At 56.2% G+C, this 26,898-nt stretch carries 20 protein-coding genes and 3 tRNA genes; 17 read left to right on the plus strand and 6 right to left on the minus strand.

Features of this window, described 5'->3' with window-relative positions; all coding sequences use genetic code 11:
• Positions 1–104 precede the first annotated feature (104 nt).
• The 10 genes from lgt to recD all read left to right on the plus strand — a co-directional run bounded on the left by lgt (position 105) and on the right by recD (position 15,577).
• Positions 105–986: a prolipoprotein diacylglyceryl transferase gene (lgt, locus tag WFL93_RS20025; protein ID WP_007890935.1), complete on the plus strand. Its 882-nt coding sequence runs from the start codon at positions 105–107 to the stop codon at positions 984–986.
• Positions 983–1,777, plus strand: a complete 795-nt coding sequence (gene thyA / locus WFL93_RS20030) for a thymidylate synthase (RefSeq protein ID WP_336778886.1) — start codon at positions 983–985, stop codon at positions 1,775–1,777. The genes lgt and thyA overlap by 4 nt, the downstream gene beginning before the upstream one ends.
• Positions 1,778–2,014: 237 nt before the next feature.
• Positions 2,015–2,485 (plus strand): prepilin-type N-terminal cleavage/methylation domain-containing protein, encoded by a 471-nt coding sequence (locus tag WFL93_RS20035; protein WP_336778887.1) that lies wholly within the window; start codon positions 2,015–2,017, stop codon positions 2,483–2,485.
• Positions 2,476–3,015 (plus strand): prepilin peptidase-dependent protein, encoded by a 540-nt coding sequence (locus tag WFL93_RS20040; protein WP_336778888.1) that lies wholly within the window; start codon positions 2,476–2,478, stop codon positions 3,013–3,015. Before WFL93_RS20035 ends, WFL93_RS20040 begins: the two co-directional genes overlap by 10 nt.
• A complete protein-coding gene (locus WFL93_RS20045; protein ID WP_336778889.1) occupies positions 3,012–3,431 on the plus strand; it encodes a DUF2509 family protein in 420 nt (139 codons plus the stop codon). Before WFL93_RS20040 ends, WFL93_RS20045 begins: the two co-directional genes overlap by 4 nt.
• A gap of 16 nt (positions 3,432–3,447) precedes the next feature.
• Complete coding sequence (locus WFL93_RS20050; RefSeq protein ID WP_442955897.1) at positions 3,448–3,705, plus strand: prepilin-type N-terminal cleavage/methylation domain-containing protein; 258 nt, start codon at positions 3,448–3,450, stop codon at positions 3,703–3,705.
• Positions 3,706–3,820: 115 nt separating this feature from the next.
• Positions 3,821–7,201, plus strand: coding sequence for an exodeoxyribonuclease V subunit gamma (recC, locus tag WFL93_RS20055; protein ID WP_336778890.1), 3,381 nt, complete (start codon positions 3,821–3,823; stop codon positions 7,199–7,201).
• A 107-nt stretch (positions 7,202–7,308) separates the two neighbouring features.
• Positions 7,309–10,206 (plus strand): pitrilysin, encoded by a 2,898-nt coding sequence (gene ptrA / locus WFL93_RS20060; protein WP_336778891.1) that lies wholly within the window; start codon positions 7,309–7,311, stop codon positions 10,204–10,206.
• Entirely contained in the window at positions 10,203–13,742 is a 3,540-nt protein-coding gene (gene recB / locus WFL93_RS20065; protein ID WP_336778892.1) for an exodeoxyribonuclease V subunit beta, read from the plus strand. Before ptrA ends, recB begins: the two co-directional genes overlap by 4 nt.
• Positions 13,739–15,577 (plus strand): exodeoxyribonuclease V subunit alpha, encoded by a 1,839-nt coding sequence (recD, locus tag WFL93_RS20070; RefSeq protein WP_336778893.1) that lies wholly within the window; start codon positions 13,739–13,741, stop codon positions 15,575–15,577. The genes recB and recD overlap by 4 nt, the downstream gene beginning before the upstream one ends.
• A gap of 808 nt (positions 15,578–16,385) precedes the next feature.
• On the opposite strand, the gene argA is transcribed toward recD, so the two are convergent.
• Complete coding sequence (gene argA / locus WFL93_RS20075; protein ID WP_007891884.1) at positions 16,386–17,714, minus strand: amino-acid N-acetyltransferase; 1,329 nt, start codon at positions 17,712–17,714, stop codon at positions 16,386–16,388.
• A gap of 233 nt (positions 17,715–17,947) precedes the next feature.
• Between argA and amiC the strand changes: the two genes are divergently transcribed.
• Positions 17,948–19,183: an N-acetylmuramoyl-L-alanine amidase AmiC gene (amiC, locus tag WFL93_RS20080; protein ID WP_157178894.1), complete on the plus strand. Its 1,236-nt coding sequence runs from the start codon at positions 17,948–17,950 to the stop codon at positions 19,181–19,183.
• 73 nt (positions 19,184–19,256) lie between these two features.
• On the opposite strand, the gene WFL93_RS20085 is transcribed toward amiC, so the two are convergent.
• The 3 genes from WFL93_RS20085 to WFL93_RS20095 all read right to left on the minus strand — a co-directional run bounded on the left by WFL93_RS20085 (position 19,257) and on the right by WFL93_RS20095 (position 19,591).
• Positions 19,257–19,333, minus strand: a tRNA-Met gene (locus WFL93_RS20085).
• Positions 19,334–19,384: 51 nt separating this feature from the next.
• A tRNA-Met gene (locus tag WFL93_RS20090) sits at positions 19,385–19,461 on the minus strand.
• Between the two features lie 53 nt (positions 19,462–19,514).
• A tRNA-Met gene (locus tag WFL93_RS20095) sits at positions 19,515–19,591 on the minus strand.
• A 204-nt stretch (positions 19,592–19,795) separates the two neighbouring features.
• On the opposite strand from WFL93_RS20095, the gene mltA reads away from it, so the two are divergent.
• Positions 19,796–20,944 carry a murein transglycosylase A gene (gene mltA / locus WFL93_RS20100; protein WP_007891750.1) on the plus strand — a complete coding sequence of 383 codons (1,149 nt, stop codon included), beginning with the start codon at positions 19,796–19,798 and terminating at the stop codon, positions 20,942–20,944.
• A 28-nt stretch (positions 20,945–20,972) separates the two neighbouring features.
• Positions 20,973–21,779, plus strand: a complete 807-nt coding sequence (tcdA, locus tag WFL93_RS20105) for a tRNA cyclic N6-threonylcarbamoyladenosine(37) synthase TcdA (RefSeq protein WP_049852637.1) — start codon at positions 20,973–20,975, stop codon at positions 21,777–21,779.
• On the opposite strand, the gene csdE is transcribed toward tcdA, so the two are convergent.
• The gene (gene csdE, locus WFL93_RS20110) at positions 21,767–22,222 is read right to left on the minus strand and encodes a cysteine desulfurase sulfur acceptor subunit CsdE (protein ID WP_049852638.1); all 456 of its coding nucleotides are present in this window, start codon (positions 22,220–22,222) and stop codon (positions 21,767–21,769) included. The genes tcdA and csdE overlap by 13 nt on opposite strands.
• Positions 22,223–22,226: 4 nt before the next feature.
• Positions 22,227–23,432: a cysteine desulfurase CsdA gene (gene csdA / locus WFL93_RS20115; RefSeq protein WP_336778894.1), complete on the minus strand. Its 1,206-nt coding sequence runs from the start codon at positions 23,430–23,432 to the stop codon at positions 22,227–22,229.
• Between the two features lie 205 nt (positions 23,433–23,637).
• Between csdA and WFL93_RS20120 the strand changes: the two genes are divergently transcribed.
• From WFL93_RS20120 to rlmM, 4 genes are all read left to right on the plus strand, one after another.
• Positions 23,638–23,862: a YgdI/YgdR family lipoprotein gene (locus WFL93_RS20120; protein ID WP_007891746.1), complete on the plus strand. Its 225-nt coding sequence runs from the start codon at positions 23,638–23,640 to the stop codon at positions 23,860–23,862.
• 408 nt (positions 23,863–24,270) lie between these two features.
• Positions 24,271–25,188, plus strand: a complete 918-nt coding sequence (locus WFL93_RS20125; protein ID WP_007891745.1) for a transcriptional regulator GcvA — start codon at positions 24,271–24,273, stop codon at positions 25,186–25,188.
• Between the two features lie 50 nt (positions 25,189–25,238).
• The gene (locus WFL93_RS20130; protein WP_007891744.1) at positions 25,239–25,634 is read left to right on the plus strand and encodes a DUF423 domain-containing protein; all 396 of its coding nucleotides are present in this window, start codon (positions 25,239–25,241) and stop codon (positions 25,632–25,634) included.
• Positions 25,627–26,727, plus strand: a complete 1,101-nt coding sequence (gene rlmM, locus WFL93_RS20135) for a 23S rRNA (cytidine(2498)-2'-O)-methyltransferase RlmM (protein WP_336778895.1) — start codon at positions 25,627–25,629, stop codon at positions 26,725–26,727. Before WFL93_RS20130 ends, rlmM begins: the two co-directional genes overlap by 8 nt.
• The last annotated feature ends 171 nt before the right edge of the window (positions 26,728–26,898 follow it).

The following is a 26,898-nucleotide window of genomic DNA, read 5'->3' on the forward strand; positions in this document are numbered from 1 at the left end:
ACTTGCCGGACTCTGTATACCCGGGCTGTGCTATTATGCGCGGCCTTTTATTATATCAACCCTTAGCCAGACCCGTTTCAGGGCAGAAAAAACGATGGTGAAAGATGACTGACGGCTACATTTCGTTTCCCCAATTCGATCCGGTAATTTTCTCTATCGGACCGGTTTCGCTTCACTGGTACGGCTTGATGTACCTGGTGGGCTTTATCTTTGCCATGTGGCTGGCGACGCGTCGTGCCAACAAACCGGGCAGCGGCTGGAAAAAAGAAGAAGTGGAGAACCTGCTGTACGCGGGCTTCCTCGGCGTCTTCCTCGGCGGCCGCATCGGCTATGTGCTGTTCTATAACTTGCCGCTGTTCCTTGAGAATCCGCTGTATCTGTTCAAGGTTTGGGATGGCGGTATGTCGTTCCATGGCGGCTTGATTGGCGTCATCGTGGTGATGTTGATCTTCGCACGCCGTACCAAACGTACCTTCTTCCAGGTGGCTGATTTTATTGCGCCGCTAATCCCGTTTGGTTTGGGTGCTGGTCGTCTTGGCAACTTTATCAACGGTGAACTGTGGGGCCGCGTGGCGCCAGACTTCAAATACGCCATGCTGTTCCCGGGCTCACGCAGCGAAGATATCGCGCTGGCGGCGAATAATCCGCAGTACCAGGATTTGCTGAATACCTACGGCGTGCTGCCGCGTCATGCGTCACAGCTGTATGAACTGTGCCTTGAAGGCATCGTGCTGTTCATCATCCTGAACCTGTTTATTCGCAAGCCGCGTCCGATGGGCAGCGTCTCTGGCTTGTTCCTGATTGGCTACGGCGCATTCCGCATCATCGTTGAATTCTTCCGCCAGCCGGATGCACAGCTTGGCCTGTTCGAAGGCGGCGTCAGCATGGGACAAATTTTGTCGATCCCGATGATTCTGGCCGGGGTGATAATGATGATTTGGGCGTATCGTCGTCGTCCGCAGCAACAAACTCGTGAGGTAAAATGAAACAGTATCTGGACCTAATGCAACATGTGCTGAATGAAGGCGCAGAAAAGGCCGACCGCACCGGAACCGGCACGCTCTCCATCTTTGGCCACCAGATGCGTTTCAATTTGCAGGACGGTTTTCCGCTGGTTACCACCAAGAAAGTGCACCTGCGCTCGATCATTCATGAGCTGCTGTGGTTCCTCAAAGGCGACACCAACATCGGTTATCTGAAAGACAACAAGGTGACGATTTGGGACGAGTGGGCAGATGAGAACGGCGATCTTGGCCCGGTGTACGGTAAGCAGTGGCGCAGCTGGGGCAGCAATTCGGGTGAAGAGATTGATCAGATTAGCAAAGTGATTGAGCAGCTGAAGCGCGACCCGGATTCCCGCCGCATCATCGTTTCGGCGTGGAACGTGGGCGAACTGGATCAGATGGCGCTGGCACCTTGCCATGCCTTCTTCCAGTTCTACGTTGCCAACGGCAAGCTCTCTTGCCAGCTGTATCAACGCTCGTGCGACATCTTCCTCGGTCTGCCCTTCAATATCGCCAGCTATGCGCTGCTGGTGCATATGGTGGCGCAGCAGTGCGATCTCGAAGTGGGTGATTTTGTCTGGACTGGCGGCGACACGCATCTGTACAGCAATCACCTTGAGCAGGCGCGACTGCAATTGACGCGTGAACCGCGTCCGCTGCCGAAGCTGGTGATCAAGCGTAAACCAGCCTCAATCTTCGACTATCAGTTCGAAGATTTCGAGATTGAAGGCTACGATCCGCATCCAGCGATTAAAGCGCCCGTAGCGATTTAACGCTGCTGCGATGGAAGAAAAGCCCTGCCAATGCGAGCAGGGCTTTTTTATGCTCTGAGCTCAATAGCTGTAAGGTCGCCATTCATGGTGACTAACCCTCTATCTGCACATTTATTCTGAATCTGCCTCGCAAAAATCTGTATCTCTCTGCACATCCCAGTGATTCCCTGCGCAGCATTCCCCAACGCGTCACTCTGCCGCTTGTTGGGCATCCTCTCGGCGGGCAAATTAGCCGCCATGAACAGAAACGATAACCACGGCTTCACCTTGCCTGAACTGTTATTGGTGATGGTGATCGCTGGCATCCTCAGCGTGGGTGCCTTACAAGGCTGGCAGCGCTGGCAGCAGTACCAACAGCTGCGCGACAGCGTGCTGCAACTGCAGGGATTCCTGCTGCGGCTGCGTGCCCATGCCAACTGGCATAATCGCGATCTTACGCTGTGGTTGCAGCCAGGCGAGAACGGTTGTCTTGGCGCAGGAGCAAAGCCCGCGGAGGGCTGCGCGCTGCCATCACGCTGGCTGTATAAACCGCCGCATGACAGCGTGCGTATCGCCGCGATCACCGGTGACGTCGGTTTCTACGGTCGGCGCGATGTCGGGCGCCCTGGCAGCATCGATCTCGCCAGCGATGCCGGGCGTTGGCGCCTGATTATCTCCGCCAGAGCACGTATCCGCGCCTGCCAGCCGGGAGAGAAAGGATGCGAATAGCGCAAAGCGGGTTCAGCCTGCTGGAGATGCTGATTGCCATGGCGATTGGCGCGGTATTGATGATTAGCGTCGGACGTTTTTTGCCGCTGCTGCTCGAACAAAATCTGCGCCTGCAACAGCGCGTGCAGTTACAACAGGAGCTGCAGCAGATCGCCCATACGCTGCAAAAGGCATTGCGTCGTGCTGGTTATTGTCACGGTCAATGCAGTGGTTCGGCATTGACGCTGGTCGCTAACGGCAGTTGCGTATTGCTGCGCTGGGATGAAAACAGCAATGGTCGCTGGGAGGGCGTGGGCCACAGCGAAAGTGATTATTACGGCTATCGACTGCGCAGCGGGCAGCTGGAAATGCAGCGTGGCGTGGATGAGTGCAACAGCAGCGGCTGGGAGAAACTGTCCGATCCGGCCTTTCTCACGCTTGATGCCTTCAAAGTCGAACGCCAAGGCTCGCGCCTTATTCTACAGCTGGCCGGACACGTCGGTAACCAAAGTGTGGCGCTGGAAAACTGGATTGAAGGAATCAATCTGTGAAGCAACGCGGCAATAGCACGCTGGGCATGGTGCTGATGATGTTACTGATGGGCGGATTGACGCTGCACGCGACGCGCAGCCAGCTGTCGCAAGGCATGGTGTTAGTGGCTGATGAGCAGCAGCACAGTAAGGATTTCTCGCAGGCGCAGGCTGCATTAGCGTGGGGGAGCGTACAAAACTGGCCGCTGGCAACCGGCTGGCAATGCCAGCAGTGGGCGGCAGAACAGTGGCAAAGTTGCTTGTTAAGAATGGAGGATGACAATGCGTTGTTATCAGGACATGGGGAAGGGCAGGCGCTGTGGCTTTATCGTTGGGTATCGATGCGCAACACGCAGCCGCAGCCGCAAGAGCATGGCTGGATTGATTACTGTCCCCTGTCGCAGCCGGAGCTGTGTCAGCCAGCAGCAGGGCTTTAGTCTGGCAGAAACGCTGGTGGCGATGTTATTGCTGGCGATGACCATCAGCACGTTGCTGCAATACCATCGCGCGCTGGCGCTGGGCTTCAGCCTACAGTGGCAGCAGCGTCAAGCCTGGCATGTTGCCGGTCAGGCGCTGCTTGGCCATGAGGTTGAGGGCTGGCAAAGCCAGCGCCAGCAGCAGAGCCTGGGCAGTGGCTGTACGCTGGAGCGCGTCACGGTTACGGGACCACAACAGCGTTCGGCCTCTTTAGGGCAGCTCAATTGCCGCTGAGATGGCCTCAGCGGTAGGCATCAATGGCGATAAACGGTAGAGTGGCTCGGCTGCGTGCGTGCAGCCAACGCACCTGCGGCATGAAGTATGACGGGTATATCTTTGAAGGAGAATTATGTTCCGGGTCTATCATTCCAATCAGCTTGATCTGTTGAAAAATCTGGCAGGCATTCTGATTGAAAACCAACCGCTGGCCGATCCGCTTGCTGCTGAGCAGGTGCTAGTGCAAAGCCCGGGAATGGCACAGTGGCTGCAAATGGAGCTGGCCAACAGTTTCGGTATTGCCGCCAACATTGATTTCCCGCTGCCCGCCAGTTTTATCTGGAACATGTTCGTTAAGGTGCTGCCTGATATTCCTGAGGAGAGCGCCTTCACCAAAGCCAGCATGAGCTGGAAGCTAATGCATCGGCTGCCGACACTGCTGGAGCAAGAGGCTTTTCAGCCGCTGCGCCACTATCTCAATGACGACGATGACAAGCGCAAGCTGTATCAGCTCAGCGCCCGCGTGGCCGATCTCTTTGACCAATATCTGGTGTATCGCTCGGACTGGCTCAACAGCTGGGAGCGCGGCGAGCTGATTGATGGCTTAGGCGAATCACAACAGTGGCAGGCACCGCTCTGGTGCGATCTGGTCAACTTCACGGAGAGTCTGGGCCAGCCGATGTGGCATCGTGCCAATCTCTATGCTCGCTTTATCCATAAGCTTGAGCAGGCAGATACGCCACCGCCCGGTCTGCCACAACGCGTGTTCATTTGTGGTATCTCCGCGCTGCCCCCGGTCTACTTGCAGGCGCTGGAGGCGCTAGGTCGGCACATCGATATTCATCTGCTGTTCACCAATCCCTGCCGCCACTACTGGGGCGACATTCAGGATTACGCCTTCCTGGCGAAGCTGCAAAGCCGCCAGCGCCGCCGAATTCAATCGGATGAAATGCAGCCACTCTTCCGCGATCCGACCAGCGCCTCGGCACTGTTTAATGACCTCGGCGAGCAGCAGTTAACCAATCCACTGCTGGCGTCCTGGGGCAAACTCGGGCGCGATAATCTGTTTTTACTGAGCCAGATGGAATCTGCTGCCAACGACATTGATGCCTTCGTGGAAATGCCGCAGGACAACCTGCTGCACAGCCTGCAAGCGGACCTGCTCAACCTGGATGATAAAGCGGTGATCGGGTTAAACGCCGGAGAGCTGGCCGACAGCCGCGAGAAGCGCCTGCTCGATCCGCAAGATCGTTCGATCACGCTGCAGGTCTGTCACAGCGCTCAGCGCGAGGTCGAAGTGCTGCAGGATCATCTGCTGACGCTAATGGAAGCCGATCCCGCGCTTAAGCCACGCGACATCATTGTGATGGTGGCCGACATCGACAGCTATGCACCTTTCATTCAGGCCGCTTTTGCCAGCGCGCCGAGTGAACGTTATTTACCTTTTGCCATCTCGGACCGGCGCGCCAGCCAGGCGCACCCGGCGATTCTGGCACTGCTCAGTTTACTGGCGCTGCCGGAGAGCCGTTTTGCCTCGGAAGATGTGCTGGCGCTGCTGGAAGTTCCGGCGTTAGCGCAGCGTTTCTCAGTGGATGAAAGCGGCCTGCGTCTGCTGCGTCGCTGGGTGATGGAATCGGGTATTCGCTGGGGATTAGATGATGCCAGCGTTGAAGCATTGGCACTGCCGGTTACCGGCCAGCACACCTGGCGCTTTGGTCTGCAGCGCATGCTGCTGGGCTATGCGCTAGAGAGCAGAAATGGCGACTGGCAAGGCATTCTGCCGTATGACGAATCCAGTGGATTGATCGCCGAGCTGGCGGGGCATCTGGCCGAATTACTGTCGCGACTTGAACAGTGGCGCGCCCGTCTGGCCGAAGAGCGCTCGTTAGCCGAGTGGATGCCGTTGTGTCGGGAACTGATTGAAAACTTCTTTAGCGGTGATGCTGAAAGTGAAGCCGCGCTGCTGCTGGTCGAAACACAGTGGCAGCAGATTATCGAACAAGGCATGCAGGCGGCCTATCAACAGCCCATTCCGGTTACGTTGTTGCGTGATGAACTGCGTTCGCGCCTCGATCAGCAGCGAATTAGCCAGCGTTTCCTCGCCGGTCCAATCAACTTCTGTACGCTGATGCCGATGCGCTCCATTCCTTTCAAGGTAGTGTGCTTGTTGGGAATGAACGACGGCGTTTACCCGCGTACCTTAGCGCCTCTGGGCTTTGATTTAATGCAGCAGCAGATGCGTAAAGGCGATCGTAGCCGCCGCGATGATGACCGCTATCTGTTCCTTGAAGCGCTGATTTCGGCGCAGCAGCAGCTGTACATCAGCTATATCGGCCGGGCAATTCAGGACAACACGGAGCGCTATCCGTCGGTATTGGTGAGTGAGCTGGTGGATTATCTCGGGCAGAGTTTCCGTTTGCCGGGCGATGAAGCCTGTGAACCTGATGTCAGCGAGCAGCGCGTACGCGAACACCTGCAGAAGCTGCATAGCCGTATGCCCTTTGCCGCTGAGAACTTCCAGCCGGGCGCACAAGGCCAAAGTTTTGCCGCGGAGTGGCTGCCAGCGGCCAGCGGCAGCGGTGTGGCGCAGCCGCATTTCGTACAGCCATTACCTGCCGTGCCGTTAGAGACCTTGTCGCTGGAACAACTGCTACGCTTCTGGCGACATCCGGTGCGCGCCTGGTTCCAGCAGCGCTTAGGGGTTGCCTTCTGGATGGAGGAGAGTGAACTGCCCGACAGCGAACCGTTCGCGCCGGACAGCCTGGAGCGCTACCAAATTAACGCCCAGCTGTTGAACACGCTGGTCAACGGTGACGATCCGGCGCAGCTGTATGCCCGCCATCGCGCTGCGGGCAATCTGCCTTATGGCCCATTCGGGGAACTTTTCTGGCAGAGCCAGACCGAAGAGATGCAGGAAGTAGCGGCTGAAGTGAGTGGTCAGCGCCAGCCGGCCGAGAGTTGGGAGATCAACCTGAAGTTGGCTGAGGTGCAATTGACCGGTTGGCTTACTCAGGTGCAAGCTGATGGACTGCTACGCTGGCGTCCGGGCGTACTCAATATGAATGATGGCCTGCTGTTATGGCTGGAGCATCTGGTGTATTGCGCGCTAGGCGGTACGGGTGAAAGCCGCATGTACGGGCGCAAGCAGAGTCATTGGCGCTTCACTGCGCTAGCCGCCGAACAGGCGTTAGCGCTGCTCAATGAGTACGTTGCAGGTTATCAGGCCGGGTTGGTTCAGCCGCTGATGCTGCTGAACAAGTCTGGCGGTGCCTGGCTGGAGGCGAGCTTTGATAGCAAGTCTCGCCAGCTACTGGAAGACGAAGCAACGCAGAAAAAGGCACTTAACAAACTGCTGCAAGCCTGGCAGGGTGGTTTCCAGGTGGAAGGCGAGGGCAGCGATCCCTATCTGCAGCGCCTTAGCCGTACACTGGATGAAGCGACGGTAGAGGCAATGACTGCCGCCGCACGCCACTGGTATTTACCGGTGCGTCTCGCGCATCAACATGATGATTAGCAATCGGGCGCGGCTTGGTTCGAAGCTGTTCCCAACACTATAAAAAAGTTTTTCTATTTCACCGCTGGACACACAGCCAGCGGAAAAGGGTAACGTAAGGGGTTTAAATGCGGATCTACGCACGCTGTATAGGAGCGCTGCTGCTGAGCACGTTGGCGCTGAATGCCTTTGCCGATACCGATCGCGGCTGGCAACCCATTAATGAAACCATTCGTAAAAGCGATCACGATCCACGCAGTTACCAGGCGATTACCTTAAGCAACGGCATGACCGTACTGCTGGTCTCAGACAAGGACGCGCCGAAATCTCTGGCAGCACTGACGTTGCCGATTGGTTCGCTGGATGATCCCAATCAGCAACTGGGTCTGGCGCACTATCTCGAGCACATGGTGCTGATGGGGTCTAAGCGTTATCCGCAGCCTGATAACCTTGCCGAATTCCTGAAAAAACACGGAGGCAGCCACAATGCCAGCACCGCGTCCTATCGCACGGCGTTCTATCTGGAAGTGGAGAACGATGCGCTGCAGCCCGCGGTAGATCGTCTGGCCGATGCGATTGCTGAGCCGCTGCTCGATCCGGTCAATGCCGATCGTGAGCGCCATGCCGTCAATGCCGAACTCACCATGGCCCGCTCACGCGATGGTTTGCGCATGGCGCAGGTTGGGGCTGAAACCCTTAATCCGGCCCATCCCGGCTCACGCTATTCTGGCGGTAATCTGGATACGTTAAGTGATAAACCAGACAGCAAATTGCATCAGGCGTTGACCGATTTTTACCGCAGCCATTATTCAGCCAACCTGATGAAGGCGGTGATTTACAGTAATAAACCGCTGCCGGAGATGGCCGACATTGCGGCAAAAACCTTTGGTCTTGTCGCTAATCATCAGACCACGATACCGAAGATCGACGTACCGGTTGTGACCGATGCGCAGAAGGGCATTATCATTCACTACGTGCCGGCTCAGCCGCGCAAGCAGTTAAAAATTGAGTTCCGCATTCCTAATAACAGCGATCGGTTCCGCAGTAAAACCGATACGCTGATCAGCTATATCCTCGGCAATCGCAGCAAAAATACCCTCAATGACTGGCTGCAAAAACAGGGCCTGTCGGACGGCGTCAGTGCCGGTGCCGATCCCATGACCGAGCGTAACAGCGGCGTGTTCGCCATCAGCGTGTCGTTGACCGATAAAGGTCTGGCGCAGCGCGATGAGGTGGTCGCCGCCGTATTTAACTATCTCGATATGCTGCGTAATAAGGGCATCAGCAAAGATTACTTTGATGAAGTTTCTCACGTGCTGGCGCTGGATTTCCGCTATCCGTCAATCACGCGCGATATGGATTACATCGAATGGTTGGTGGATACCATGCTGCGGGTGCCGGTTGAACACACGCTGGATGCGCCCTATCTGGCCGATCAATTCGATCCCGCAGCCATCAAAGCGCGTCTTGATGAAATGACGCCGCAGAATGCGCGCATCTGGTATATCAGCCCGCAGGAGCCGCATAACAAAGAAGCTTACTTTGTGAATGCGCCGTATCAGGTGGATAAAATCAGTGACGCGCAGTTCAGTGACTGGCAACAGCGAGCGAGCCAGCTCCAGCTGTCGATGCCAACCCTGAATCCCTATATTCCGTCTGATTTCGCCATCATGCCTTCCGCAGGTAAAACTTACGATCATCCGGTCGCGCTCACCAATGGCGACAGCATGCGCATCTACTGGATGCCAAGCCAGATTTTCGCCAGTGAACCCAAAGCTGCCATCACCTTAGCGCTACGCAATAAAGCCGCGATTAGCGATGCCCGTCAGCAGGTGCTGTTTGGTTTGAATGACTATCTCTCCAGTCTGGCACTGGATGAGTTGAACTCGCAGGCATCGGTTGGCGGCATCAGCTTCTCCACTGGCGAAGATGATGGCATCGTGTTTAGCGCCAGCGGCTTTACCCAACGTTTGCCGGAGTTGCTGAAAAAACTGGTGGAAGGCTATGCCACCTTTACGCCGGATCAACAGCAGTTGGAGCAGGCCAAATCATGGTATCTGGACCGCCTGGAAGCCGCCGAAAAAGGCAAAGCGTTTGAGCAAGCCATTCAACCGATGCAGATGCTGTCGCAGCTGCCTTATACCCAGCGTGAAACGCGTCGCAAACTGGTGAAAGATATCACGCTGAAAGAGGTCACTGATTACCGCGATGCGCTGATTCATCACGCCACGCCAGAGATGATGGTGGTGGGTAATCTCTCTGCGGATCGCGTTACACAGCTGGGTGATGAACTCAAACAGCAGTTGCAGAGCGACGGTCACGGCTACTGGCACAGTGATTATGTGCTGGTAGATAAAGCGATGAAAGCGAACCTGCAGAAAGCGGGCAGCAGCACCGACTCGGCGCTGGCGGCGCTCTATGTGCCGCTGGGGTATAGCGAATATGCCAGTATGGCGAACAGCACCATGCTCAGCCAGATTGTGCAGCCCTGGTTCTACAATCAGCTGCGTACCGAAGAGCAGCTCGGTTATGCCGTGTTTGCCTATCAGATGCCGATTGGTCGCCAATGGGGGATCGGTTTCCTATTGCAAAGCAACAGCAAACAACCTGCCTTCTTACTGCAACGCTTCGAGGCCTTTTATCCGCAGGCTGAACAGCGCCTGCGCACCATGAAACCGGAAGATTTCGCGCAGTATCAGCAGGCGCTGATCAATGATATGAAGCAGCGCCCGCAGACGCTGGATGAAGAGGCGAACCGCTTTAACCGTGACTTTAAGCGGCAGAACTTTGCTTTCGATACGCGTGAAAAAGCGATTGAGCAAATTCGAAAGCTGACGCCAGCGGGTCTGGCCGACTTCTTCCATCAGGCGGTGTTAGCGCAACAAGGCATGGCGATGATTTCGCAGGTTGGCGGTAACCATGATGGCTCAACCAAAGATGACTACGCGCCATTGCCGGGCTGGACCACCTGGGATGAGGTGCAGAAATTGCAGCAATCATTGCCAGTGAAGAGTGATGCGCAATGAGTTTGTTACCTGAAACCCTCAATCCCCTGACGCTGCCGCTGCGCGGTGAGCGTCTGATTGAAGCCTCAGCCGGAACAGGCAAGACCTTTACCATCGGTCTGCTCTATCTGCGCCTGCTGCTCGGGTTAGGTGGACAAAATGCGTATTCCCGTCCGCTGTCGGTAGAAGAAATTTTGGTGGTGACCTTTACCGAGGCTGCTACCGCCGAGCTGCGTGGACGTATTCGTGCCAACATCCACGAGCTGCGATTGGCCTGCCTGCGCGGCGTCAGCGGCAACCCGATGCTGATGCAACTGTTGCAGGAGATTCCGCAGCCTGCTGATGCGGCTTCGCTGCTGTTGGCCGCCGAACGTCAAATGGATGAGGCGGCGATTTTCACGATTCACGGCTTCTGCCAGCGCATGCTCAATCTCAACGCCTTTGAGTCGGGAATGTTGTTTGAACAACAGCTGATTGAAGATGAGCAGCTGTTGCTGCGTCAGGCGACGGCCGATTTCTGGCGTCGTCACTGCTATCCGCTAACGCTGGATGTGGCGCGCGTGATCGTCAGCGAATGGAGCGGTCCGGAGCAGCTACTGGCGACGTTGCGTCCGTGGTTGCAGGGCGAATCACCTGGCCTGCGCCTGCCGCCGGCCGACAGTGAAACGCTGGCCTCGCGCCACAGCGAAAACCTGGCGCGTATCGCCGCCATGAAAGCGCAATGGCAGGCGGCGGGTGAAGAGGTGCTGGCGCTGGTCGGTCAATCCGATGTGGATAAGCGCAGCTACAGCAGCAAAAATTTGCCGGTTTGGGTCAACAAGGTGAATTTTTGGGCGCAAAGCGAAACGCGCGACTATCAGGTGCCCGCTGAACTGGCGCGTTTTGGCCAGCGCATGCTTGAAGAGAAGACTAAGAAGGGCAATCCGCCGCATCATGCTTTATTCGACGCCATCGACAGCTTCCTCAAGCAGCCACTTTCGCTGCGCGATTTAGTGATTGCGCGAGCGCTGGTCGAGGTGCGAGCGGCAGTACGCAAAGAGAAACGGCAGCAGGCGCTACTCGGTTTTGATGACCTGTTAAGCCGCCTCGACGAAGCGCTGCAGCAGCCTGGCGGCGAGCAGCTAGCGCAGGCTATCCGCCAGCGTTTTCCGGTCGCGTTGATCGATGAGTTTCAGGATACCGATCCGCTGCAATACCGTATTTTCCGCACGCTGTATATCAATCAGCCAGCCCATGCGCTACTGCTGATTGGCGATCCGAAGCAGGCGATCTATGCGTTTCGTGGTGCGGATATCTTTACCTACATTCGCGCGCGTAGTGAAGTGAGTGCGCACTACACGCTGGATACCAACTGGCGCTCCTCACCGGCGATGGTCAACAGCGTCAACCAGCTGTTTGCGCGCCTCGACGCGCCATTCTTGTTTGCCGATATTCCGTTCCAGCCGGTGCACTTCGCGCCCCCTAATCAGCAGCTGTCGCTCAGTATCGACCAGGTTGAGCAAGCGGCATTGCGCTTCTGGCTGCAGCCGGGTGACGGCTGCAGCGTGGGCGATTATCAGCAAAGGATGGCGCAGCAGTGTGCTGCTGATATTAGTCGCTGGTTGCAGGCAGGACAGCAGCAGCGCGCGATGCTGGGTAAAGCAGCGGCGTTGCGGCCGGTGCAAGCCTCGGATATCACGGTGCTGGTGCGCAGCCGTAACGAAGCCAACCTGATTCGCGAAGCATTGAATCTTCTCGGCATCCCGTCGGTGTACCTCTCGAACCGCGACAGCGTCTACACCACGCCGGAAGCGCGCGAACTGTTGTGGCTGCTGCAGGCCGTGCTGGCACCGGAGCAGGAGCGTATGCTGCGCACCGCGCTGGCTACCTCGCTGTTTGCCTTCGATGCCTCACAACTTGATGCGCTGGATCAGGATGCGCGCGGCTGGGACGAACTGGTTGACACCTTTGCCCGTTGGCAACTGGTGTGGCAGCAGCGCGGCGTGTTGCCGATGCTGCGTGAAATGATGCTGGAACGTCAGCTGGCCGAAAATCTGCTGGCTTCGGACAACGGCGAACGGCGCCTGACCGATTTACTGCACTTGGGTGAATTGTTGCAGGAGGCGGCTGCGCAGCTGGATAGCCCGCATGCGCTGGTGCGCCATCTGGCACAGCAGATTGCGCGTCCGGATAGCCAGTCGGCTAGCCAGCAGCTGCGTCTGGAGAGCGATCGCCATCTGGTGCAGATTGTTACCATTCATAAATCCAAAGGTCTGCAATATCCGCTGGTGTGGCTGCCGTTTGCCGCCGGGTTCCGTGAAGCGGATACCGCGCTGTATCACGATCGTGAGAACTTCAACGCAGTACTGGATCTGCAAGCCGATGAGGAGAGCCTGGCGTTGGCTGAACAGGAACGTCTGGCGGAAGATCTGCGCCTGCTCTACGTGGCGTTGACCCGCTCGATCTTTCACTGCAGCGTTGGCGTGGCGCCACTGTTTCGTGGCACGCGCAAAAAAGAAGGTGCGAGCGATTTGCACAAAAGCGCGCTCGGGTTCCTGCTGCAACGCGGCGAGGCGGCGACGGCTGAACAGCTCGCTACATTACTGCATGAAATGGACGCAGCGGGCACTGACGTGGTGCTGGCGGATGACATTGATGCCGAGCGCTGGCAGGTCGATGCGGTCGCCGATAGCGCGCTGGGCGCACGTGCTGTGACGCGGGTACTGGCCGATCCCTGGCGTGTGACCAGCTATTCCGGTTTACAGCAGCACAGTTCGCATCGCTTACTCGATGTGATGCCTAACTTCGATGTTGAAGCGGCGGGCGAAGAGGATCTTGAAGAAGAGCGGGAAGCCGCCTTGACGCCACACCACTTCCCGCGCGGCGCCGCACCCGGCACATTTTTGCATGAGCTGTTCGAGTCGCTGGATTTCCCGCAACCGCCCAGCGAGGAGAAACTGGCGCAGCATCTGCAACAAAATGGCTATCCGCTGCACTGGCAACCGATGCTGAGCGAGTGGATCACGCGCGTGCTGAGCACGCCGCTGAATGCGCAGGGCATTCATTTGGCGCAGGTGCAGAGCAGCGATCGTTTGGTGGAGATGGCGTTCTATCTGCCGATTGATAATGTGCTGACCGCGCATGAACTGAGCGCGTTGATCTCCCAGGATGCGTTATCGGCTCAGGCTCCGCCGCTGGATTTCCGTCAGGTGCAGGGCATGCTGAAGGGCTTTATTGATCTGGTCTTCCGCTGGCAGGGTAAATACTATCTGCTGGATTATAAATCCAACTGGCTTGGCGACAGCCACGAAGCTTATACGCCGCAGGCAATGGCGCAGGCAATGATCGATCATCGCTATGATTTGCAGTACCAGCTCTACACGCTGGCGCTGCACCGCTATTTACAGCATCGTGTGCCGGATTACGACTATGAGCAGCACTTCGGCGGCGTTTTCTATCTCTTCCTGCGTGGCATGGACGGCAGCTCGCCCGATAACGGCGTGTTCCACACGCGTCCCACTTTCGACTTTGTCTCACAACTGGATAGCCTGTTTCGCGGGCCAGGAGAGTCAGCATGAGCAGCATGACAGCGCTTTTATCTCAGGCGGCTGAGCTGCGCTTGCTGCGCTCATTGGACGTTCAGTTTGCCCAACTGCTGGCCGATGACGATCAGCCGGCGCGCTTGCTTCTGGCGGCATGCCTGAGTGCCGAAGCCGGGGATGGGCATGTCTGTTTGCCGCTGACGCAGCTTAGCCGTGACAATCTTTTCAAGGGGCGTCATCCAGAATTGGCGCACGCTATCTGGCAAGCGGCGGGGGAGCCGCAGGATTGGCCTGCGTTGTTGAACGGCTGGTCTGCGCTCAGTGATAGCGAGCAGGCGGCGCCGATTGTATTAAGCGAAGATCGTCTTTACCTGCATCGTCTCTGGCACAACGAAGGGCAGGTAGCACACTTCTTTCAGTCACAGTCGGCAGCACAGCCTTTTGCACCCCAGCAGGTAAGAGCCGTGCTGGATCAGCTATTTGGCACCGAACCGGATAACTGGCAGAAAATTGCGGCTGCCGTGGCGCTGACGCAGAAAACGGCGGTGATTTCGGGTGGTCCAGGGACCGGGAAAACCACCACCGTGGCAAAACTGCTGGCCGCGTTGATCCGTCTCAGCGAAGGTGCGCTGCGGGTTCAGTTAGCCGCACCAACCGGAAAAGCGGCGGCGCGTCTTACCGAATCACTCGGTAAAGCGCTGCAGAAGTTGCCGGTCAGCGAGGCGGAGCGTCAGCGCTTCCCCGCTGATGCCACCACGTTACACCGTTTGTTAGGCGCGCAGCCGGAAACGCAGCGCTTGCGCTATCACGCAGGAAATCCATTACATCTGGATGTGCTGGTGGTAGATGAAGCCTCGATGGTGGATCTCGGCATGATGGCCAATCTCATTGCCGCCCTGCCACCGCAGGCGCGGGTAATTTTTCTTGGCGATCGCGATCAGCTGGCATCCGTGGAAGCGGGCGCGGTGCTGGGTGATATCTGCCGCTGTGCTGAAGCGGGTTACAGCCCTGCGCGTGCAGCACAACTCAGCGAACTCACCGGCTGTGCGGTGGCGGGCAATGATGATGTCAGCGCCCCCGCTGTGCGCGATGCGATTTGCCTGCTGCGTAAAAGTTACCGCTTTGACGCTAATTCCGGCATCGGCCAGTTGGCCAGCGCCGTCAACGCGGGAGATGCAAAAGCCGTGGAAGCGGCGTTTCAGGCGGGATTCAGCGATATCACCCGCCAACCGCTGAATGATAGTGATGCTTATCAGGCGATGCTGACGGAGATTGCCGCAGGCTATCAACCTTTCCTCAGGTTAATTAGCCAGCGGGCAGATGCGGCGGAGATTATTGCGGCGTTTGGCCGTTATCAGCTGCTGTGCGCGCTGCGCGAAGGACCCTTTGGGGTGCAGGGGTTGAATCAGCGTATTGAGCAGAAGCTCATACAACTACAGTTGATTCGTCGTCCCACCGGCGGCAGTCGTTGGTATCAGGGACGTCCGGTGATGGTGACGCGCAACGATAGCGCGCTGGGTCTGTTTAACGGTGATATTGGCATTACGTTGTTCGACGATGAAGGCCTGCTAAAAGTATTCTTCCCATTGCCGGATGGCAGCATTAAAGCGGTACAGCCAAGTCGTTTACCCACACACGATACCGCGTGGGCAATGACGGTACATAAATCGCAGGGGTCGGAGTTTGATCACACGGCGTTGGTGATGCCGGCACAGTTTCTACCGGTGCTAACCCGTGAACTGATTTACACCGCGATTACCCGTGCGCGTAAGCAGCTGACGTTATACAGCGATGACAGTGTGTTCCGCCGCGCGGTGCAGTTGCGTACCCAGCGACGCAGCGGATTACTCGAGCGGTTAAGCGAGGAATAAACCCGGTCGGCATCAATGCCGCCCCTACAAGTGCATCCTAGGGTCGCCATTCATGGCGTAATGCTCGTCAGTTAAGCAGCGCACTGGCATCGCGGGGGTTCCGCCCGCTAAGCCTAGGGCAGTTTCAGAATGTGTGAAGCCGGCGGCCGGGCTAAGGTCCGAAGGCGCGGACCTTAGCAATCCGCGCCTGCGCCGTCCTCGCTGTTCCCTCGCTTATCACTCCGGCCTGACGGACCGCGCGGATTCGCCATCCCTGGCTCATGCCGCGCTTTCGCCGACGTCGTGTCGGCTCATCCTGGCCGTCACTCTGCGCTCGGCGCTGCGGATAGCGCCCAACACCGTCGCCTGTCATTACCGCATATGATTTGAAATTTTGCTGGCTGACGATTGTGGGTTACCTGGTCGCCATGAATGGCGACCCTACAGGCGTTCCAGCGATTATAATTCAGGAATAGGCATTGATGCTGCAGCGCGGGTGTTGAGGCGACATCCCAGCCCGCTGAGCGAGTGAGGGATTCCAGGGCGAGCCGCAGGGATGCGGCGAGAGGCGGCGCTGAGCAGGAGCGAATCGCCGCCGGTCCGTCAGGAATCGTGAGGGAGTGAAGGCACCGCGCAGCGGCGGGATGGGCTGGCGCAGGGCCCGGGAGTGCAGAGGGCGCGGCCAGGCGTCCTCTGCTCGGTCGCCGCACGGCATTGCTGAAACTACCCCAGCCGAGGGCGAACGAAAATCGCTCAGCGCTTAACTGATCGGCATTACGCCATTCATGGCGACCTCTTCCCGATGCGCATAAATGCCCACCAGCAAGTGCTAACCCAAATCCGCCATCAGCACCTTTGAACGGCGCTGATAGTTGTACATCTGCTTTTTGCTCTCAGGCAGCGACTCAATATCCACCGGCGTGAAACCGCGCTCCTGGAACCAGTGAATGCTGCGCGTGGTTAATACGAACAGCTTCTTGAGACCCATCTGGCGCGCTTGTAACGCTACGCGATCCAACAGCAGTTCGCCACGTGACGAGCTGCGGTAATCCGGATGCACCGCGACGCAAGCCATCTCGCCAATCTGTTCATCGGGGAAAGGGTAGAGCGCTGCGCAGGCAATAGTGAGATTATCACGCTGAATGATGGTGAATTTATCGATCTCCATCTCCAGCTGTTCGCGTGAACGGCGCACCAGAATTCCTTGCTGCTCCAGCGGGCGAATCAATTCCAGAATGCCGCCGATATCATTGATGTTGGCACGACGAATTTGCTCGGCGGACTCCATGACAATCTGCGTACCGATCCCGTCGCGCGAGAACAACTCTTGCAGCAAAGCACCGTCTTCCTGATAGCTAATCAGATGACTACGGCGCACGCCGCTGCGGCAGGCTTTTACCGCGCCGCGCAGGAAACGTACGGTGCCAGAGAGAAAATCGCCGTCGCTCTCCATCTCGTCGATACGCGCCTGTGCTTCATTCGGGAACAGCTCGGAAATAATGGCGCCTTCACGATTGGTCACGCCCTGCTCGGAGCAGAAACCAATCATCTTCTCTGCCTTGAGCTTAATCGCCAGCTGCGTTGCCACCTCTTCTGAGGTCAGATTGAAGCTTTCACCGGTGACAGAAACCGCAACCGGACCGAGTAGCACAATGGCGTCGTTGTCCAGCTGGCGATGAATCGCTTCTTCATCAATACGACGGATACGGCCGCTGTGGCAGTAATCGACACCATCATCCACGCCCAGCGGCTGCGCGATAATGAAGTTACCGCTCACCACATTAATATGCGCGCCTTGCAGCGGCGTGTTGTTGAGGCTCATCGACAGACGCGCGGTGATATCCAGCTGTAAGCGGCCGGCGGCCTGCTTCACCAGCTCGAGCGATTGCGCATCGGTGACGCGTGTGTGTTTGTGGTAAATCGGTTCCAGCTGTTGCTGGGCCATGCTGGCATCAATCTGTGGACGCGCACCGTAGACCACCACTAAACGAATGCCGAGGCTATGCAGCAGACCGATATCATTGACGATGCTAGAGAAGTTCTCATGCTCGATGGCCTCGCCACCTAACATGATGACAAATGTCTTGTCGCGGTGGGTATTTATATAGGGAACGGTATGGCGAAAACCCTGAACCAGTTCTGTACTACGTTCCTTCACGGCAAAACCCTCTTTGCATTTTTATTCGTAATTTTCGTATTTTTATGCTGTTTTGCCCATTAATGCAAGCGCCGGGCCTGACGTTACTTTACGATTTTCCTGATGCAACACGCGCTAACAGACTGCATTATCTGGGTTTTCCGGCAAGACAAGACATTTCTCATCGAATAAAGTTTTCGCCTTCTTGCCATCAAGTGACGATTTTTTAGACATTACACAGCAGTTGGAGCGGCATGTCCGAAGCTTTCACACGACGACGATTATTACAGGGTGCAGGCGCACTATTGATGCTTAGCGTCACGCGCACCGGGCTGGCAGCCAGCCAGCATATTGTGGCGGTGCGCATCTGGCCATCATCGACGTATTCCCGCGTTACCCTGGAATCGAATGTTCCCCTCAAGTACAAGCAGTTCACGCTGAGTCATCCCGATCGCCTGGTTATTGATATCGAAAATATGCACATCAATCCGGTACTGAAAGGCGTGGATAAACTGGTGCGTGTGGATGATCCCTATATCAAAACGGCACGCGTTGGCCAGTTTGATGCCAACACGGTACGCCTTGTGCTGGAGTTGAAACGCAGCATCGCGCCGAAGACTTTCACCCTGGCGCCAGTGGCCGGTATCAAGCATCGTTTAGTGGTCGATCTCTATCCCAGCCAGCAGTCGCGGGAAGAGGATCCGCTACTGGCATTACTGCAGGATTACAATCAGGGCGATCTTGAACGCGATCAGCCGGTGCAGGCGGCGCTGCCGGGTAAAGCGGGGCGCGATCGACCCATTATCATCATGATCGATCCTGGCCATGGCGGAGAAGATCCGGGCGCGCATGGAAAATACAAAACGCGTGAGAAGGACATTGTGCTGAAGATTGGTCGCTATCTGAAGGCGCTAATCGATAAAGAGCGCAATATGAAAGCCTACATGACGCGTAATGAGGATGTGTTTATCCCGCTGCGCGTAAGGGTAGCGAAAGCACGTAAGCAGCGTGCGGATCTGTTTATCTCGATCCACGCCGATGCCTTTACCAGTCGGGCTGCGCGCGGCTCTTCAGTGTTTGCGCTCTCGACCAGCGGCGCTACTTCGGCGGCGGCGCGTTTCCTCGCGCAAACGCAAAATGAAGCCGATTTGATTGGCGGCGTCAGCATGAGCGGCGATCGTTATCTCGATCACACCATGTTCGATATGGTGCAGCGGCAAACCATTAGCGACAGCCTGAAGTTTGGCAAAGAAGTGCTATCGCGCATGGGGCACATCAATCACCTGCATAAGCGTACCGTTGATCAGGCCGGGTTTGCGGTACTGAAAGCGCCGGATATTCCCTCCATTCTGGTAGAAACCGCGTTTATCAGTAATGTAGAAGAGGAGCGCAAGCTGCGTACGCCGCGTTATCAACATCAGGTGGCGGAGGCGATTCTGCATGGCATTAAGGCGTATTTTGACAAGGGTGCGGCGCTGGCACATCGCTGAAGAGGGCGGCAGAAATGCCGCTTTTTGTCGGATGCCAGAAACAAAAAAACACCCGTTAAGGTGTTTAAATGATTGGTTGCGGGGGCCGGATTCGAACCGACGACCTTCGGGTTATGAGCCCGACGAGCTACCAGGCTGCTCCACCCCGCGTCCGTCTGTCGCATTAAGCGACTTTTCACATTGTATTCTTCTTAAGACAATTGGTTGCGGGGGCCGGATTTGAACCGACGACCTTCGGGTTATGAGCCCGACGAGCTACCAGGCTGCTCCACCCCGCGTCCGACTGACGCGTTACACGACACTTCACATTGTCTCTTCATTTAAGAAGAATTGGTTGCGGGGGCCGGATTTGAACCGACGACCTTCGGGTTATGAGCCCGACGAGCTACCAGGCTGCTCCACCCCGCGTCCGTGGATGCGCACTATACTCTGGACGCGCGGCGATGCAACCCCTTTTTGAGACAAAGCGCCAAATTTACAGTCAGTTGGTGAATAAACTCGCCATTGGATGGATTATTGTACAGATGTGAGCGTGGCGGCTTGTCGCAGATTTCAATCTTGCTGCCCCTTTGCTATCGTCGCCGGGCAAACAATCGATAAAAAGAGAAAGTTATGAAAGCACATTGGGCCAAATATGCACTGACGGGCGCTTTTTTCGCGCTGCTAGCGGGCTGTAGTTCTAAACCGACCGATCGCGGTCAGCAATATATAGATGGCAAGCTGGAGCAACCGCTTGGGCTGGTTAACCAACCGAATGCCAAAGGGCGTCCGGTGAACGGTAAGGACTTTAGCGATCAGGTGGTACAGATTCAAACCGCCTCTTCTGGTCTGTTCGGCCGCAACAACGGGACCTATAGTGCGATTCAAAACTGGCTGCTGTCTGGCGCTGATACTCGCCAGCTCAATCAGTTCGGCTTGAATGCCTATCAGATGGAAGGCACTGACAATTACGGCAACGTGCAGTTTACCGGTTACTACACGCCGGTGGTGGAAGCGCGTTATACCCGTCAGGGCGAATTCCAGTATCCGATTTACCGCATGCCACCGCGTACCCGCGGTCAGAAACTGCCGAGCCGCGCTTCTATCTATAATGGTGGACTGGATGACCGCTACATCATTGCTTATAGCAACTCGCTCATTGATAACTTCATGATGGATGTGCAGGGCAGCGGCTATGTCGATTTTGGTGATGGTCGGCCGCTGCGTTTCTTTGGCTACGGTGGCAAAAATGGCTGGGCCTATCACAGCGTCGGTAAAGAGCTGATCGATCGCGGTGAAGTGAAGCGCGAAGATATGTCGATGCAGGCGATTCGTCAGTGGGCGCAAGAGCATTCGCCGCAGGAAGTGCGTTCGGTGCTGGAAACTAACCAATCCTTTGTCTTCTTTAAGCCGGAAGAGTACGTGCCGGTACGCGGCGCCAGCGCAGTCCCGCTGATTGCCAAGGCATCAGTGGCGTCCGATCGTTCGCTGATTCCGGCGGGCACGGTATTGTTGGCGGAAGTGCCGCAGCTGAATGAGAAGGGCAAGTTCAACGGCAAATATGAGATGCGTTTGATGGTCGCGCTGGACGTGGGTGGCGCGATTAAAGGGCAGCACTTCGATATCTATCAAGGCGTTGGCCCGGATGCGGCGCATCTGGCGGGTTTCTACAACCATTATGGCCGCGTATGGGTGCTGAAAGCCGCGCCGGGCACCGGCCAGCCGGTGTTTAGCAACCCACAAAATGGCAACAACGGTTCGCTGCTGTTGGGTTCTAATTAATGTCCCGTTTTTTCGGAAAGGTTTGGTTATGACTGTGGTTAGCGACGCCTGGCGACAACGTTTTGGCGGCACGGCGCGTCTGTATGGGCAGGATGCGTTACAGCGTTTTGCCGACGCCCACTTTTGCGTAATTGGTATTGGCGGCGTGGGTTCATGGGCGGCGGAAGCGTTAGCGCGCACCGGCATTGGTAGAATCACCCTGATTGATATGGACGATGTCTGTATCACCAATACCAACCGCCAGATTCACGCGCTGCAGGGCAAAGTTGGTCAGGCGAAAACTGAAGTGATGGCAGAGCGGATGCGTGCCATCAATCCCGAATGCGAAGTGATTTGCATCGATGATTTCATCACGCCAGAAAATACCGCTGAGCTGTTGTCGGCAGGTTTTGACTATGTCATTGATGCGATTGATAGCGTGCGCCCTAAAGCGGCGTTGATTGCCTGGTGCCGGCGTAACAAGATCCCGCTGATCACCACCGGCGGCGCGGGCGGTCAGATCGATCCGACGCAGATCCAGGTGAGTGATTTGGCGAAAACCATTCAGGATCCGCTGGCGGCGAAACTGCGCGAAAGGTTGAAAGGCGATTTTGGCGTGGTGAAGAACAGCAAAGGAAAGCTCGGCATCGACTGCGTGTTTTCGACGGAAGCGCTGATGTATCCGCAGCCGGATGGCAGCGTGTGCACCTCACGCTCAACCGCCGAAGGCCCGAAACGCATGGATTGTGCCGCTGGTTTCGGTGCGGCCACCATGGTGACCGCTACCTTTGGGTTTGTTGCGGTCTCTCATGCGTTGAAGAAATTCCTCGCGAAGGCGGCGCGTCAAACGGCCTGAGTGTGCTGGCGCGCGGCGCGTTGTACGGCATCTGCCAGTGCCTGTAATCCGCTACTGCGTGATGCACTGAGCTGCGCGCGCAGACCTAAGGTATCAAACAACGCCAGCGGATCTTGCTCTAGCAAGTCGGCTGGCGTTTTGCCTTCCACTGCAGTCAATAACACCGCCAGCAAACCGCGCACGATGCGGCCTTCACTGTCGCCATAAAAGTGCAGCGTGCCGTTGTTCAGCAACTGGCTGCTTAGCCACACGCGATTCTCACAGCCGCTTAGCTCGATATCCGCTGTCTTTAATTCTTCCGCTAATGCGGGCAGCTGGCGGCTGAGTTGGATCAACTGACGATAGCGATCTTCCCATTGATGAAAATGGGTGAATTTTTCCGTCAGGCTAGCTTCGGTGATCAGATCGCCGAACGGATGCGGGGCGAGCAAGGTTGATGTCATTAGCTTATTCACTCAGTAAGTCGACGGCATGGTGCATGGCGCGCACCAGCGCATCCACGTCCTGCAAATTATTATAGGGGGCGAACGAGACGCGCAACGTACCGCTAACGCCGAGCGCCGCCATCAGCGGTTGTGCGCAGTGTTGTCCCGCGCGCAGTGCGATGCCTTGCTCGGCAAGCAGCGTGACGATATCGCTGTGATGAATACCGGCAATATCAAACGCGAGCAGACTGGCATTACCACAGCGGAAGCTGCGGAAGCCGGGTATTTCGCTCAACTGTTCTTCGGCCAGGCTCGCCAGCTGCTGACTCCACATTTCGGCTTTTTCGGCATGATGTTGCGCCAGCCATTCCAGTGCGGCACTCAAACCCACCACGCCGGCGACGTTTGGCGTGCCGGCCTCAAAACGCCAGGGCACCGGTTGCGGCGTGAAACCGTTAAAATCGACCTGCGTCAACATCTTGCCGCCGCCTTGCCACGGTTGCATAGCCTCCAGCAGTTCGGCTTTGCCATATAGCACGCCAATGCCCATCGGGCCATAAAGCTTGTGACCCGAAAACGCATAGAAATCGATATCCAGCGCCTGCACATCCTGCGGGCAATGCACCACGCCTTGCGCGCCATCGACCATCACTTTGGCACCAACGTCATGGGCCAGGCGGATCGCCAGGGCCAGATCCGGACAGCCGCCGGTGACGTTCGACATCTGGCCAACGGCCAGCAAGCGAGTACGCGCGTTAAGCAAGGCGGGCAATTGGGCGATATCGGGCAGGCGATCGGCACCCAATGGCCATTTCACCACTTTCGCACCGCTGGCCTGCGCCACCATCAGCCATGGTACTAAATTGGCATGATGTTCCGCTTCGCTAACCACAATCTCATCGCCCGCTTGTAGCCGTGGCGCCAGCCAACTATTGGCGACCAGATTAATGGCTTCGGTGGTGCCGCGCGTCCAGACAATTTGCCGGTCGTCTGCGGCGTTAAGCCAGCGCGCCACTAAACCGCGTGCCTGTTCATACTTTTCCGTCAGCGCACGTGCGGCGGCGAACTGGCTGCGATGCACGGTACCCGCGCTCAAGCTATAGAACTGGGCGGTCGCATCAATGACGGCTTGCGGCTTCAGCGCGGTGGCGGCGCTGTCGAGATAGATGCCGGCATCATTCAGCGCAGGAAACTGCTGGCGAAAGGCGGTAGGGGAAAAAAGGGTCATACTCAGCCTACTGTTAATAATGTTAGGACCAGGACGAAAGCTGGCCCGTTGCCTGGCAAAGCGTGAAAAGCGCGTTATGCTAATTAATGCAAGGTTTGAACCGAAACCCGCATAACGAATCGCGATTCCTGGTCGATTCTACTGGCGCTATCTTTAGTCGCGCCTGCGGGTGGTTTAATGCAATCAATCTGCAAGGAGATAGAAGATGAATAAACTCACCGCAGTGCTGGCCGTGTGCACCATGGCCTTTACCCTGGCCGCATGTTCAAGCAATTACGTGATGCACACTAACGATGGTCGCACCATTGTTGCGGATGGCAAACCTAAAGTTGATGACGAAACCGGTATGATCAGCTATCAGGATGCCAATGGCAACAAGCAGCAAATTAACCGCTCTGACGTCAAAGAGATGGTAGAGATGGGGCAGTAACTGAATAACGATTTCCGGGATTAGTTTTGTCGCGTCGTTGCAGCGACAGCTCGGAAGGGGACGCACAAGGATGTGTGGCATAAAAAAAAGCACCGCAATGAGCGGTGCCATTTAAAATCACTATGGACAGACAGGGTAAATCTACAGGAATTAAAAGCTTGATCTGCAAGCGTCAGATCAAAATGCAAACACAACATCACGACCACAAGCCAAAAGCTCTCCAAAAGTCTGCGATCTCTCGCACGTTTCTAGAAATCTTTTCGTTCCGGCTCAGGAAGTGCGGCAACTATAGGTATTTGCTGGAGCTTCCTCAACGGACAAATTATAATGTCTCGGATTAAAAAAACTAATACGTAGCGACTTTGTATAAGTTGAAGTATTACCTTGTCAATCCGGATACGGAAAACCATGTCAAAACGCCTTCCGCCGCTAAATGCTTTACGCGTCTTCGATGCTGCTGCCCGTCATTTAAGCTTCACCAAAGCCGCTGAAGAGCTGTTTGTTACCCAGGCTGCTGTCAGCCATCAGATAAAATCTCTGGAAGATTTCCTTGGTTTAAAGCTGTTTCGCCGGAGGAATCGTTCGCTTTTACTGACGGAAGAAGGTCAAAGCTACTATTTAGATATCAAGGAGATTTTCTCCGCCATCAATGATGCGACGCGCAAGCTACAGGCGCGCAGCGCTAAAGGTGCGTTAACCGTCAGTTTGCTGCCGAGTTTTGCGATTCAGTGGCTGGTTCCACGTCTTTCCAGCTTTAATATGGCTTATCCGGGCATCGACGTGCGTATTCAGGCGGTAGACCGTGATGAAGAGAAATTGGCCGACGATGTCGACGTGGCGATTTTCTACGGTCGCGGTAATTGGCCGGGCCTGCGCGTGGAAAAGTTGTACGCGGAATATTTACTGCCGGTCTGCTCACCGATGCTGCTTACGGGCGATCATCCGCTCAAATCGCCTGCCGATTTAGCGCACTGTACACTGCTGCATGATGCGTCGCGCCGCGACTGGCAATCCTATATTCGTCAGCTCGGTTTGCAGCATATCAATGTGCAGCAGGGACCGATTTTCAGCCACAGCGCGATGGTGTTGCAGGCGGCGATTCATGGTCAGGGCGTGGCGCTGGCCAATAATGTGATGGCGCAGAGTGAAATCGAAGCCGGGCGTCTGGTGTGTCCTTTTAATGACGTCTTAGTCAGTAAAAATGCTTTTTATCTGGTTTGTCATGACAGTCAGGCAGAACTGGGTAAAATAGCCGCCTTTCGCCAGTGGATCCTGGAAAAAGCGGCCAATGAACAAGAAAAATTCCGTTTTCGCTACGATCACTAATGCGTTAATGGCTGCACAGTGATGTGCGCATTACCTTGAGGATTCTTTTGATGTCCAGTCGTGCCATGTTCGTTTTTGCCGCCATTAGTGGATTTCTGCTGGTGGCGTTTGGTGCTTTCGGGGCGCATGTGCTGAGCAAATCACTCGGCCCAGCTGAAATGGCGTGGGTGCACACCGGCCTCGAATATCAGGCGTATCACACGCTGGCGGTGATCGGCCTGGGTGCCGCCATGCTGCGCCGCGCCAATATCTGGTTTTACTGGAGTAGCGCTGCGATGGCGCTCGGTACCGTGTTGTTCAGTGGCAGCCTGTATTGTCTGGCGCTGTCGCACATGAAGTTTTGGGTTTTTGTTACGCCAGTGGGCGGCTTGTGCTTCCTTATTGGCTGGTTCTTGATGTTGATTGGCGCACTGCGTCTGAAACGAAAGGCAGATCGCCATGAATAAAGTTTTACTCTATTGCCGTCCGGGATTTGAGAAAGAGTGCGCGGCGGAAATCAGTGCCAAAGCCGCTGAGCGTGAGATTTACGGCTTTCCACGCGTAAAAGATGACTCGGGTTACGTGCTGTATGAATGCTATCAGCAGGAAGATGCAGAGAAGCTGATCCAAACGCTGCCGTTTGCCGAGCTTATTTTTGCACGCCAGATGCTGGTAGTCGGTGAACTGCTGCGCGATTTGCCGCAGGAAGATCGCATCACTCCGATTGTCGGCATGCTGACCGGTGTAGTGGAAAAGGGCGGCGAACTGCGGGTTGAAGTGCCGGACACCAACGAAGCGAAAGAGCTCACCAAGTTCTGTCGCAAATTAACCGTGCCGCTGCGTGCCAGCCTACGTGAAAGCAAAATCCTGCTGAATTACGAAACGCCCAAGCGTCCTGTAGTGCATGTCTTCTTTATTGCGCCAGGCACCTGCTATGTTGGCTATTCGCTGCCGGAAAACAACTCGCCGTTCTATATGGGGATTCCGCGCCTGAAGTTTCCTTCTGATGCGCCGAGCCGTTCCACGCTTAAACTTGAAGAGGCGTTTCACGTGTTTGTGCCTGCCGATGAGTGGGATGAGCGCTTGGCCAGCGGCATGTACGCCGTCGATCTCGGCGCTTGTCCGGGCGGTTGGACGTATCAACTGGTGAAACGCAGCATGTGGGTGTTTGCGGTGGATAACGGCCCGATGGCGCCAAGTCTGATGGACACTGGGCAAGTCACGCACTGCCGTGAAGATGGATTTAAATTCCGTCCGCCGCGCACCAACATCAGCTGGCTGGTGTGCGACATGGTAGAAAAACCGGTGCGCGTAGCGAGCCTGATGTCTGAATGGCTGGTGAATGGCTGGTGCCGCGAAGCCATCTTCAACCTCAAGTTGCCAATGAAGAAGCGCTATGAAGAGGTCACGCAGAACCTGAAAATGATTGACGATGCACTGAAAGCGCAGGGCATTAATGCGCAAATTCAGGCGCGCCAGTTGTATCACGACCGTGAAGAAGTCACCGTTCACGTACGACGGCTCTGGGCGGCTGTAGGCGGCCGTCGCGACGAGCGCTAATCCGCCGTCATACTTTGCGCTACAGCGGCGTTGGCTGCGCGCACTCACCCCGGTCACTTACTTGTGTAAGCTCCCGGGGATTCGTTTGCTTGCCGCCTTGCTGTAGCACAAATTATTTTGGCGGATGCCTGCCGCCGTCAGACTTTGCACTACGGCTGCGTTGCTCGCCCC

The sequence above is a fragment of the Pantoea sp. USHLN256 genome, assembly GCF_037149875.1.
In the GTDB taxonomy this organism is placed as follows: Bacteria; Pseudomonadota; Gammaproteobacteria; order Enterobacterales; family Enterobacteriaceae; genus Pantoea; species Pantoea nemavictus.